This window comes from Neoluteolibacter marinus, assembly GCF_014904755.1.
In the GTDB taxonomy this organism is placed as follows: Bacteria; Verrucomicrobiota; Verrucomicrobiia; order Verrucomicrobiales; family Akkermansiaceae; genus Haloferula; species Haloferula marina.
Map to the genome: position 1 here is coordinate 1 of NZ_JACZFQ010000005.1, position 12445 is coordinate 12445.

Consider the following 12445-nt stretch of genomic DNA (forward strand, 5'->3'; position numbering starts at 1 on the left):
ACAGGAGGATCAGCCTGATACCATTCATAGCCGGAATATCAGGCTTTTCGGAGCAAAGGTCTATGCCGAAAGCAGCGCCTGATAGCCGGCGAGGGCGCTGGCGTAGGTGTCGGCAGTGTCCTCCGCGGGCTCAAGGCGGGAACCGGCGGCGGGCTTGCAAAAGGCTTCCTGCAGGGTGTCGAGATCGTGGCCGCAGGCGTGGGCGGCGCGCAGGGCGGCACCCAGGCCGGCGCCGTTGGCGATGGCGAATCGCTCGACCGGGGCCTGGAAAATGTCGGCGACCAGCTGGGCGATGCCATCGTTCTGCGAGGCGCCGCCGGTGAGGCGGATGAGTTCGGCCTTCTCGCCGATCCACTGGCTGTGCAGGCGCATGTTGAGGAACTGGCCCTCGAGCAGGGCTCGGACCTGTTCGGCCGCCGGCGCATCGGCGGGGAAGTTACGGACCGGGGCGTCGAAGTCGCGGCGCGGAGTGATTTCAGGACCGAAGAAGGGCAGCATCAGCTTGCCTTCGTTGCCGGCCGGGGTCTTGGCGAGGCCGTCGCGGTCGAAGGCCGACCAGTCGAGCCCGAGCTCGTCGCGCAGCGCTTCGCGCGACAGCGAGCCGTTGCGGAAGCAGATCAGCGACATGAAGCCGCCGGCCGGATTGCCGAAGACGTGGCCGAAGCCCTGCGGGTCGGTGACCGGCTTTTCCATGGCGGCGAAGAAGGTGTCGGAGGTGCCGAGCGAGATGACAATGGTGCCCGGGGTAGTCGCGCCCATGCCGACCAGCGAGGACGGGTTGTCGCCGGTCGAGAGCACCACCTGGCAGTCGCGGTTGAGGCCGTATTTTTCGACGAAGTATTCCGCCACGAAGCCGGCGATGGTGGTGCCGGGAGCCGCGGCCGGCAGCTTGGCGCGCAGGCCGGGCGCGGTTGCTTCGAGCAGCGCGTCGTCCCAGTCGAGCGACTGCAGGTTGAGCAGGTTCATGCCGGCGCCGTCGCCGTGGTCGATGGCGATCGACTTGCCGGCCAGCACCGAGCCGACGAAGGAGCTGACGAGGTGGATGACGGCGGTCTTTTCGTAGGCCGCGGGGTCGAGCTTGAAGAAGCGGCGGATCTGCGGGCCGGTGAAGCGTTCGATGGCGATCGATCCCGACCGGCGGCAGACCTCGGCGTTGCCGCCCACCGCGGCGGTGATCTCGGCGCATTCCTCACCGGTGGAGGTGTCCATCCAGATCGGCGCGGTGGCACGGGTGAGCGCGCCGGAAAGCTGGCCCTCGAGGGATTCGGCCGCCTTCAACGAGCCGAGCCGGGCTTCGAGGGTGTCGTCGAAGTAGAGCGACCCGTGTTGCTGGCCGGAGCAGGCGACGGCCTCGATGCTGCCGAGGTCGAAGCCGTCGGCGAGCTTCTCAAAGACCAGGTCGATGGCCTCCATCCACATCCGCGGATCGGCGTGTACCTCGCCGTTCTTGCCGCCGGGAATGAATCCGCTGGGCGACTTGTAGGCGGGCAGGTCGGCGCCGAAATTCACCGACACCTCGCGGACGATTTCGCCACTGGCGGGATCGATGACGAGAGCGGAGAGCGACTGGGTTGAAGAATCGAGTCCGAGGAACATGAGGGATTGAAAAGCCCAAGCGAAGTCCGGAAGCGAGCCCGAAGAGCGGCATGATTGCGACGGCAAGGCGTTGTTTTCCGGATCGGGAACTAGACTTGCGGGCGGGCTCCGGGCGATGCTCCGCCATGTCGAGCGGCAAGGGGAAATGGCGGATTGCGGGGAGTTCCCCGATGCTGCGCTTCGCGTTGATCGGAGCGCTGATGCTGGGAGCCCACCGGGCTTGGCTGGCGCATTCGAAACCGCGGATCGAGTTGACCGGCGAGTGGCTGGATTCGCTGCAGCGGGACTACGAGCGGCGCAGCGGGCAATGGCCGGACGAGGCGGAGAAGCAGGCCCTGGTGAAGCACCAGATCGAGCAGGAAATCCTCTATCGCGAGGCGGTGAAGGAGGGGCATGTCGAGGATCCACGGGTGAAGGGCTTGTTGGCGGCGATCCTGCGCGAATCGATCGAGCCGGTGCTGGGCGACCCGACGGACGAGGAGCTGAAGGAGTTTCGCCGCCAGCATGGCGAGGCCTATCAGCTGCCCGGGCAGATTGCGTTCGAGCATGTCTCGTTTGCCGCCGCCGCGGCGCTCCCGCAAGGCACATTGGAGCGGCTGAAGGCGGGCGAGAAGGTCGCCGGGGATCCCGCCGTGAAGCTGGCGAATCCGCTGCCGCTGACCTGGTTGCCGCAGCTGCGGAAATTGTTCGGCGAGGACTTCGTGGAGCAGCTTGAATCGAGCCCGTCCGGCGAGTGGGTCGGGCCACTCCATTCGGCCCGCGGGGTGCATTTCGTGAAGGTTACCCAACGCCACGAGGCGCGGGAGATGGACTTCGAAGAGGTGAAGCCGGCGCTGACCAGCCAGTGGTTGAAAGCGACCAAGGATGCGGCGGTTTCGGCGCGGGTGGACGAGTGGAAGAAGAACTACCAAATCGTCCTGCCCGAGGACGTCTCCGGTCGATGAAGTCCTTGCTTCTGGTTCTGGTGGTGTGGATGGCCGGCTTGCTCCCGCTGGCGGCCCACGATGTCGGTGTGATGAAGCTGCGCTTCGAGGAACTCGGGGATGCGCGATACCAGCTCCGCTACCTGGCTCCGCCGGGGAGTCCCGAATCGCAGGCATCGCCCGTGCTTCCCGAACGGGGGGCTTGGGAGGAAGAACCCGAGCTGCCGGCCGGCTTGGTGAAGCTGATCTTCACCACGGTCGATGGAGGCCCCCTGGAATCCGGTGATGTGGTGCGGCTGCCCTGGCGTCGCGACGGGGTGATGGTCGAGGCCTTCTGGCGGAACGGTGAAACGCACCGTCAATACTTTCGCGCCGGCCCGGATGGGATCGAATTGCGGATCGGTGAGCTGAGCAGCGGCACCGGGGGCTCGGCCGAAGCCGCCGGGCGCTATGTGCGGATGGGGGCGGAACATATCCTGACCGGTTGGGACCACCTGCTGTTCATCGCCTGCCTGCTGATGCTGGTGCGCGGGGTGGGGCCGCTGGTGCTGGCGATCACCTCGTTCACCGTGGCGCACAGTGTGATGTTGGCGCTGGTAAGTTACGGCTGGTCACCGCTGGAGCCGACCCTGGTTGAGGCGCTGATCGCATTGAGCATCGCCTTTCTCGCCTCGGAAGTGCTGCGCTCCGGCGATGCGTCGGTGCATGCCCGGCCGGTGGCGGTGGCCTTTGGGTTCGGCCTGCTTCACGGGATGGGACTGGCCGGGGCGTTGCGGGAACTCGGGCTTCCGGCGGCGGAACTGCCGCTGGCCTTGGGGTTCTTCAATCTCGGGGTCGAGGTGGGGCAGTTGGTCTTTGTCGCGCCGGTGCTGGCCATCGCCTGGGCCTGGCGGCGATGGGGGCTCGGCGGCGGCAAGCGGCTCATCGGCTGGTCGGCGACGGCCGCGGGATCGCTGGCGATGTTCTGGTTCTTCGAGCGGACGATCGCGATGTTCTCCTGACGCTTACTCGTTCGGGTGAAGCCCGCGGACGCAGCGGAAGCCGAGCATGCCGTAGTCGTCGTTTCCGGCAGGCGGGTAGGCGAGGCGCTGTGAGTTGGTCGCCTGGTCGACGTAGTTCCACCACGAGCCGCCGCGCAGCACGCGGAACTCGCCCTGGTCGGGACCGCGCGGCTGGATCTGCGGCTCGGCGCTGTAGTAGTCCATGCGGTCCCAGGTCCACTCCCAGGCGTTGCCGACCATGTCGTGCAGGCCGTAGGCGTTCTCGGCCGCTTCGCCGAAAAGGCCGACCGCGGTGGTGTAGGGATACTCCTCCGAGGGCGCGACGCCGACCTCCAGTTCGTAATTCCAGTGGTTGGCGAGCAGCAGCGCGTCGGCATCACCCCAAGGGTAGGGCTTGCCTTCGAGACCGCCACGCGAGGCGCGTTCCCATTCGGCCTCGGTCGGCAGGCGGTAGCCGTTGCCGGACCAGTTGACCTGGGCGGCGGTGAGGTCGATCGAGCCGGTCCGGTAGACGGTGGCGCCGCCGACATCGGTGCGGTAGGCGGGAACACGGCCTTCCATCTCGGAGCGGGCGTTGCACCATTTCACCGCATCGTACCACGACACCGCGACGGTCGGATGATCCCCGGGGACGTCGTAGCGCAGCGTGTAGGGCAGGTCGTAGCCATGGGCAGTGGCCCAGGTGACGACCGTCTCCCACTCGGCGCGGGTGACCTCGAAGCGATCCATGTCGAAGGCCGGCACGTAGGCCAGGTGAGCCGGAGCGCTGGTCTGCACGCCGCCGTCGTCACCGAGCGTGAACCAGCCGGCGGGCACCCGGCGCATCTCGCGCAGCAGGCTGCCCGGGGCGGGGGCCGGCGAAAGGGCGGGCGAGTCGCCGTCGAGAGCGGTGCCGGGAGCAAGCAAGGCCTCGACCTGGAAGAAGCGCCGGCTTTCGTTGCCGAGCGGGATCTCGAAGGAGGTCAGCGGCCAATTACCGGCGACCGGATCGGTCGGGTTGCCGAAGGGGCTGGCGAGATCCGGACTACTGCGGATGACGTAGTTGCGGTGAATGTCCGACTGCCATGCCAGCACCAGCGGGTTGCCGTGGGCGAGGGTCTCGACCTGGAATCGGCGGGCGGGATCGAGGTCGTCGGTGCCAGCGACGAACTCGTCGCGGGCGATTTGGCCGTCGCCGTCCGAGTCGCTGAGCTCGGCGGCCTCGTAGTCGCCGCCGATGACCGTGGCGTGGGCGTCGAGCCACCAATGCGGGGTGCCGGCGGCGGTCGCGGCCGGGGTGAGGTCGGCGGCGACAATCCGCGGTTGGTCCATCGTCAGGGTCAGCGCGGGCGAGGTGCTGTCGGCCGGCACATCGCCGGTCCAGCGGACAAAGGAGAAGCCGGCGGCCGGAACCGCGTTGAGATCCACGCTCGACCCGAGCGCTTTCCAGCCGGCGGCATCCAATGCCTGGATGCGACCTTCGAGTCCCGCGGCGAGTTCCAGGTAGACTTCGCTGTCCCAGCTCCAGGTCAGGGTGGTGTCGCCGTTGAGGGTGAAGGTCCCGGTGTCGGTAGTGCCCGAGTTACTGGTAGCTCCGGTCAGCGTCCAGCCAGCCGCGACCTCGCGGGTCATGCCGGCAAGGGATGGCAGGGCCGAGAACTCGACAAGGCTGCCGACCGGCAGGCTGATCGATCCCGGCGGCGGCATGACGCTGTCCTGCGCCGAGACGATCGTCAGCGTGTGCATGCCGAGCGCGAAATTCGCGGTGATCGTGTCGATCGGGCGATCGACCGATGACAAGGTGAAGGTCGAGCCCGCGGCCGAGCCGTCGGCAATGTCGCCGCTCCACGAGGTGAAGGCCGCGCCTTCATCCGGGGTGGCCGTCAGCACCAGCGGGTCGCCGGCTGGCACCCAGGTCGAAGTCGGGCTGACCGAGCCCGGACCACTGGCGGCGGCGAGGACCTGGTATTCGGTGGCCCAATTCCAGGTCAGGGTAAAGTCGCCGGTGATCGTGAGCGTGACCGAATTCTCCGTGCCGCTGCCGTTCAGCGCGCCGGAGAGTGAGTAGCCGGTGGAACGGTGGCGGCTGCCGGAGCCGGTGGTGTCGGGTGCCGAGAAGGTGACCTCGCTGCCTTGCTCGTAGGTGTAAGTGGCGGCGGCGGGCGAGGAGGCGTAGTCGGAAACCACGGTCACCGCGAAGGACGGCACGGCCGAGCTGAAGGTGGCCGTCACCGGGCCGCGCGGGCGGTCCATCGGCACGGTGATGCGTTCGCCGTCGATGCTGCAGCCGTCGATGTCGCCCGACCAGGCGAGGAAGCTCGCGCCGGGGTCCGGCTGGGCGAGGATCGGGACCGAGGCGCCGGCACTCTGCCAGCCGCTCGGCACACTGACGATGCCGTTGCCGGTGACCGAGGTTTCGAGGTAGTGCTCGGTGGCCCAGCTCCAGCTGAGCGTGGCATTTCCCTCGTGGGTGAAGGTCGCGGTTCCACCGGTGCCGGACAGGGATTGCGCACCGGTCAGGGTCCAGCCGACCGGGCGTTCGCGGGTGTTGCCCAGGAGCTGGACGTCGGCGGAAACCACCACCGGCGAGCCATCGGCGATGCGATGGGGGCCGGGCGCCGGGGTGACATCGGGATAGGCCGAGGCGATGGTCAGGGTGCTGTCGAAGCGGTGCTCGAAGTCGAGGCCGAGCTCGAACTCGCCGCCGTTCGGATCGTGCAGGTCGAGCATGCCCTGGCGGTCGGCCGGCAGGTTGGGATCGATGTAGCGGCCGAGGGTTGGCGAGTAGGTGGTGTTGAGGATGCGGTTCTCCCCGGGGCGGAACTCCATGATCCGCAGGAAGCCGTTGCCGCCATTGGGGAGCGACTGGTAGTCGCAGAGCACCTCGTGCACCGGATTGCCGGCATCGTTGGTCTTCTCGAGGTTGTAGATCGCGAACATGTGTCCGCAGATCACCATGTAGACTTGGTTGAAGGGCTTCACCAGGGCGTTGAAAATCTCCTCCGGCCGGTTGCGGTCGGGGCCGATGCTGACGTTCGGCTGGGCGGTGTAGCCGCGCTCGCCGGTGCCGGTGCCGAAGAAGCCGGTGCCGCCGGTTTCCGCGAGGTAGTTGTGGGTGGTGATCATCGTCAGCGTGCGCGGGTGCGCGCTGAGCACCGAGGCGGCCCAGGCCATGTCCTCGTCCGGGCAGTCGTGGTCGAGATGGAGGAACAGGAACTCGCGGCCGCCGACCGGGACGATCTGGTAGGAGCTGTAGCCGCGAGGCGATGAACCACGATACCAATCGTAGACCTGGCTGGTGTCGGGATCGGTCCAGCGGCCGACCGAAGACGCGTGGGTGGGATTCGGGCCGAAGCGGATCAGGTAGTCCGACGGTGTGCCGCTGCCGGGTTGGTCGCGCGAGCCGATGTCGTGGTTGCCCGGGCAGGTGCCGTAGGCGAGCTCGTGGTTGAGTAGGTTCATCGCGTCGGTCGCGCGGGTCCACTGCGAGGTGCTGGTGGGCGAGTTGACGATGTCGCCGAGGTGGGTGAGGAAGCGGATGTTGAGCGTCTCGCGGTTGTCGAGCACCCACTGGGTCTGGCGGGTGAAGGTGTCGGCGGGCGAGGAGAGGCTGGTGTAGTTCTGGGTGTCGGGCAGGGCGATGACCGAGAAGTTCTCATCGGCCACGAACTGCGCGGTAATGGTCCCGTAGGCGCGGTCCATCGGCAGCACGATGGTGCTGCCGCCGGATACGCAGCCGGTGGTGTCGCCGGTCCAGCCGGCGAAGTGGTGGCCGGGATCCGCTGTGGCGGTGATCTGGAGGGGGCGTGAGGCGTCCTGCCAGCCGGACTCGAGGTCGATGCTGCCATTGCCACTGACCGCGGTCTCGACGCGATGCTCGGTGCGCCACCGCCAGGTGAGGGTCGAGTCGCGGGTGAGGGTGAAGGTGAACGAATTGCCGGTGCCGGAGGCGGGGCCGTCGCCGCTCATTGTCCAACCGGTGCAGAGGTGACGGGTGTCGCTGCCGAGCTCGTTGCTGGCCGTGGGGCTGAGCGAGGTGCCGGCGGGATGCGGGTAGCTGCCGGCTGCCGGGTTGCTGGTGCCCACCGGGGACACGATGGTGAGCACCGGGTCGGCGGTCGGGTCGGTGACATTGACCTGGACGGTGATGCGGTCGCTGGCGAGGCCGTCGCTGACCTCGACGGTGAAACTGTCGGCGCCGGAGTAGCCGGTGTCCGGGGTGTAGCTGACGGTGCAGCTTCCGCTGTCCGAGCTGATGATCGTGGCCGTGCCGTGGCTGGCGCTGCCGATGCTCCAGGCCAGCGGGTTGCCGTTCGGGTCGGTGGCGGTGAAGGTGGCCGTGCGCGGGCCGCCATTGGTGGTGGCGGCGAGTTGGTAGGTCTCGCCTTCGAGGATCACCGGCGGGGTGTTGGTGATGCTGAGGTTGACGGTGACCGTCGTGACGCTGGTGCCGTCGGTGACGGTGACCTCGAAACTGTCGGTGCCGGTGTAGGCGGCTTGAGGGGTGTAGAGGATGCTGCAGTTGCTGGTGTCCGAGGATTGGATCGAGGCACTGCCGTGAGCCGGCGCACTGCCGATGCCCCAGGTCAGTGGGTCGCCGTCGGGGTCGCTGGCGTGGAAGTCGAGTAGCAGCGACGAGCCCATTGCGACGCCAGCGGAAAGCACGGGTGCCTCGTCGATGAGGGGGGCCTGGTTCGGGATGCCGACGAAGACCTCGTCGATCGCCCACCACCAGTTGTTGTCGGCGTCCTCGTGGGCGAACTCGAGTTGCATCAGGCTGCCGGGAGCGGGTGAGCCGAGTTCGGCCCAGGAGAAGCGGACCACCGAGGCCGCGGCGGCGCCGCTGCCGGGCACGTCGAGGGTCACGGACGGGGTACTGCTTCCGTCGTAATAAACCAGGACCCGGGAAGTCTCGTTTTCCTCGCGGCGGAAGCTCGAGAGGAAGGAGAGTTCCATCGACTCCGACGTGGGATCGTCGGGGATCTGGAACACGGGACTGCGCAGGAAAACGTTGAACTCGTCCTCGATCGAGCCGCCGCCCGCGTCGGGGAACTCGTCGCTGTCGGCGACCGCGATGACATTCGCGCCCGGGGCAAAGGCGGTGCTGCGGCCCTGGTCGTCGCCGTTGCGCCAGAAGTCGGTGCGCATCAGGTTGAAGCCCTCGAACTCAACCACCCGGCTGGCGGTGCTGTTGAGGAACAGGTCGGGACCGCGGCTGAGGCCGAGCCCGGCATCGTCGGCGTTGTTCCAAACCGGGGTGTTGTCACCCGCCGGCATGCGCCGCTGGCCGCTGGTGGTCACTTCGGGCAGGAGCAGGGCATCGTCGAAGTTCTCCTGATAGAAGATCTTGGGATCGGCGGGTGCGTCGACGATGGCGGCGTTGACCGTGATCTCACTGAAGCCTTCCGCATCGCTGGCGCGGACGACGAAAGGATCGATGCCGCTTTGTCCGGCGGCGGGGGTGAAGGACAGGGTGCAGGTGGCCGAGGACTGGCTGAGGATCGAGGCGCTGCCGATCGCCGGTGGGCTGGCGATGCTCCAGGTCACCGCGTCGGACTCGGCGTCGGTGGCGTGGAGATCCAGTTCGACGGCGGGCCCGTTGTAGTCCGCGATCAGGGGAATGCTGGCGCCTTCGCTGATCGCCGGCGCCTGGTTGCCTGCGGCCAGCGGATTGCCGGCGGAGCCGAGCGCGGCGACTTCGGGGGCGCTGAGGGGGCCATCGAAAAGGGCGATGGTGCTGACGATGGCGCGCGATTGCTCCGAGAGCGTGTCGTCCTGGAAAACGCCGAAGCTGGTGCCGAGTGAACCGCGGGCGTAGTCGAGGGTGTTGTTGGCGTTGTGGGTGCCGACCAGGGTGCCATCGAGGTAGGTGCTGCGGCCGCTTCCGCCGGAGTCGACGGTGTAGACGAGGCGGTACCAGGTGTCGGCCCGGAAGGTCCCGGACGCACCCGCGTAGCCGACGGCCGCGACGCCGAGTTCGGTGGTGCCTTGCTTGCGGATGAAGTAGTCGCCGTCGCCACCGCCGCTGAACTCGAAGAGACCGGTGAAGTTGCCGTTGTCGGCGCCGCCGTCGGTGAAATCGGGGATCTTGAAGTCGACGACGATGGTGAACCGGTTGCTGCGTGAAGGGCTGCCCGAGCCATTCGCGCCGATGGGGTTGGTGACGGTGAGATAGGCTCCTCGCGAGACGTCGGCTGCGCCGTCGCTGCCGTCGAGACCGGTGGCGGCGGTGATGCTGCCATTCAGCTTGAGCGCGGCTCCGGTGCTTGCTTCACCGAGGTTGGAGGCATTTCCAAACTCCCAGCTGCCGACGAGATTGGCGGCCGTGGCCAATGGGCTGGCGAAGAGAAGAAGCAGGGGCGGGAGCTTGGGCAAGAGGATCATCGGGGTCGTAACAAAGTCGAAAAAGAGGGCGGCCCACCGCGAAGGTGGACCGCCCGGGGGAGGCTGTTTCTTGGGGCGCGCTTACTGGCTCACGGCGAGGCGGCAGAACAACTTGCCGTCAATGGCGAGGCTGGAGGCGAGGCGGACCTCGACCAGTTCGGCATCGCCGTCGGTGCCGATCACCGAACCCGCGGGTGCCGTGGTCCAGGTGCCGTCCAGGCTGGTGTTGTACTCCGCGCCGGGGTTGAGGTAGGCGGCCTCCGGCATGCGGCGGAAGACGAAGACGAGCTCGTCGGTGCCGGCGTCGTAGCTGACGGTGGGCAGCAGGCCGCTGCTATCGGATCCGGCGCCTGCGGCCGGCTCGCCGCCAATGACGAACTCGATCCCGTTGGCAAGGCCGTCGCCGTCACTGTCGTCCTCGAAGCCGCTGACACCCTTGGCCGAGGCCCAGGTGTCGAAGCCGGAGGCGCTGCCTTCCTGCAGCACGATCTGGCCGCCGGCGGCGGTGACCGAGTAGCCGGGCGTCACGCTGGCGAAGCTGCCTGTCAAAGCGCCGCTGTAGGTGCCGATGACATAGGATGCTTCCGTGAAGCCGCCGCCGAGGACCACCACGTCGAGCACGGCGCCGCTCAGGTCGAGGTCGCCGTTGACCACGAGTTGGTCGCCGTTGAGACCGTCGATCTCGACCATGAAGGTGCCGCCGAGCGTGGTGCTGCCGACATTCAAAGTGCCGACCGAGGCGCCGGGGGACAGCGTCCCGATCACCGAAACCGCGCGTTCGATCGTGCCGTTGCCGCCGAGGGTGCCGAACTCGTCGACCGTTACCGTGCCGCCGGCCGCGAGCGTGCCGTCGATCTGGAGCGTGCCCTCGTTGACTTGGGTGACGCCGGCGTAGTCGTTGGCGGCATGGTTGAGGATGAGGGTGCCCTCGCCGAGCTTGCGCAGGTTGCCGGCACCGGTGACCGGTCCGTCGATGGCACCGGTGAAGGTGCCGCTGCTGATCACCTCGCTGCTGGCGAGGGTGATGGTGCGGGTTGAGCCGAGGGTGCTGTCCGCCGCGAAGCGCAGGCCGCCGTTGTAGTTGGCGCAGTCGATCAGGATGTCGTTCTCCGGGTCGCCGAGGGCGCCGTCGCTGGTGAAGGCGAGCACCGCACGCCACTGCTGCATCAGGCCGACGAAGTCGTTGGCCGGATTGTCGAGGATGATGACGTTGTCGTGCTCGAAGGCGATGTTAGTGTCGCCGAAGCGGAAGGTCCGGTCGACCGAACCGCCGCTGATCTTGCCGGTCAGGCGGGTGACGGTGCCGGGGGTGGGGGCGCCGTGGCCGGAGGCGAAGGAGCCGAACATGCGCACGATGCCGGTGCCGCCGCCGAGGGTGAAGTCATTGCTGACCGTGGACTCCAAGCCGTCCGCGATCGCGAACTCGACGGTGCTGTCGGCGGTCACTGAACCGCTGCCGAAAGCAGAGATGTCGCCGGCGCAAAGGACGCCGCCGCTCACCGTGGTGCCGCCGCTGTAGCTGTTGATGCCGGAGAGCGTCTGCAGGCCGCCGCTGGCCTTGACGAAGGAGCCGGAGCCGGAGATCCCGGCCGTGTGGTTGGCAGCGGTGTTGTTGTTACCGACGGTCATTGTCAGCGGAGCGGAGCTGCTGTTCTCAAGGACGATGTCGCCGTTGCCCTCGAGCCCGCCCAGCTTGACGCTGGTGATGCCGTCGAAGACGTAGTTGTTGCCCTCGTAGGTGATGAGGCGGCTGTTCTGGAGCGCCTGCGGGTGGGCGAGGACGAGGTCGCCGAAGGTGACGTGGTCGGTGTCGCCGCTGTGGCTGTTGGCGTTCTCGATCCGCAGGTTGGCCTCGCCGTCGATCAGGATGCCGGTGGCACCGGTGATGCCATTGCTACCGGTCAGAGTGTAGTTGTTGGTCGTGGTGTCGAAGGTCACGCCGGCCGGCTGGACGTCGCCGTTGCTGATGTCGACGGTGGTCACGGACGAGCTGTCGTCGAAGAGGACCACGTCGAGGTCTTCGAAATCGTCCTCGGTGGTTCCGTCGCTACTACGCACCCAGTTTTTGGGGCTGGTCAGGGGGTTCTGGCTCCATTCGCCGCTGGTCGCGCCGGTCCAGGTGAGCTCGGCCGGTTCCGGCAGGACCAGCGAGTTGCCGGGCGTGCTGAGGAAGGTGACTTCTTCCGGCGTCAGTCGGTCGTCGTAGAGGGCGATGGTCGAGACGATGACCCGCGACTGCTCGCCGAGGGTGTCGTCCTGGAAGACGCCGAAGGTCGTGTTGAGCGAACCGCGGGTGTAGTCGAGGGTGTTGTTGCTGTTGTTGTTGCCGATCAGCGAACCGTTGAGATAGGTGCTGCGGCCGATTCCGCCGGAATCGACGGTGTAGACGAGGCGGTACCAGGTATCGGCTTGGAAGGTGCCGGCGCCACCGACGTAACCGACGGCCGCGACGCCGAGCTCGGTGGTGCCCTGCTTGCGGATGAAATAGTCGCCGTCACCGCCGCCGCTGAACTCGAAGATGCCGGTGAAGTTGCCGTTGTCGGCGGCGCCGTCGGTGAAGTC

5 protein-coding genes are annotated in these 12445 nt (G+C 67.5%); 2 read left to right on the plus strand and 3 right to left on the minus strand.

What is annotated here, in order from left to right; genetic code table 11:
- Positions 1 to 60: 60 nt before the first annotated feature.
- The gene (locus IG178_RS01175; protein WP_193210658.1) at positions 61 to 1596 is read right to left on the minus strand and encodes a xylulokinase; all 1536 of its coding nucleotides are present in this window, start codon (positions 1594 to 1596) and stop codon (positions 61 to 63) included.
- Between the two features lie 125 nt (positions 1597 to 1721).
- Between IG178_RS01175 and IG178_RS01180 the strand changes: the two genes are divergently transcribed.
- Both IG178_RS01180 and IG178_RS01185 read left to right on the plus strand, forming a co-directional pair.
- Positions 1722 to 2540, plus strand: a complete 819-nt coding sequence (locus IG178_RS01180) for a peptidylprolyl isomerase (protein ID WP_193210659.1) — start codon at positions 1722 to 1724, stop codon at positions 2538 to 2540.
- The gene (locus tag IG178_RS01185; protein ID WP_193210660.1) at positions 2537 to 3520 is read left to right on the plus strand and encodes a HupE/UreJ family protein; all 984 of its coding nucleotides are present in this window, start codon (positions 2537 to 2539) and stop codon (positions 3518 to 3520) included. Before IG178_RS01180 ends, IG178_RS01185 begins: the two co-directional genes overlap by 4 nt.
- Before the next feature lie 3 nt (positions 3521 to 3523).
- Here IG178_RS01185 and IG178_RS01190 read toward each other — a convergent pair whose 3' ends face one another.
- Both IG178_RS01190 and IG178_RS01195 read right to left on the minus strand, forming a co-directional pair.
- Complete coding sequence (locus tag IG178_RS01190) at positions 3524 to 9883, minus strand: SUMF1/EgtB/PvdO family nonheme iron enzyme (protein ID WP_193210661.1); 6360 nt, start codon at positions 9881 to 9883, stop codon at positions 3524 to 3526.
- 81 nt (positions 9884 to 9964) lie between these two features.
- On the minus strand, positions 9965 to 12445 hold a 2481-nt coding region (locus IG178_RS01195; protein ID WP_193210662.1), incomplete at its 5' end, for an autotransporter-associated beta strand repeat-containing protein.

Bases quoted from the DNA above. Each gene is read 5' to 3' on its own strand.
- IG178_RS01175 (WP_193210658.1), bottom strand. From the start codon at position 1,596: ATGTTCCTCGGACTCGATTCTTCAACCCAGTCGCTCTCCGCTCTCGTC.
- IG178_RS01180 (WP_193210659.1), top strand. From the start codon at position 1,722: ATGTCGAGCGGCAAGGGGAAATGGCGGATTGCGGGGAGTTCCCCGATG.
- IG178_RS01185 (WP_193210660.1), top strand. From the start codon at position 2,537: ATGAAGTCCTTGCTTCTGGTTCTGGTGGTGTGGATGGCCGGCTTGCTC.
- IG178_RS01190 (WP_193210661.1), bottom strand. From the start codon at position 9,883: ATGATCCTCTTGCCCAAGCTCCCGCCCCTGCTTCTTCTCTTCGCCAGC.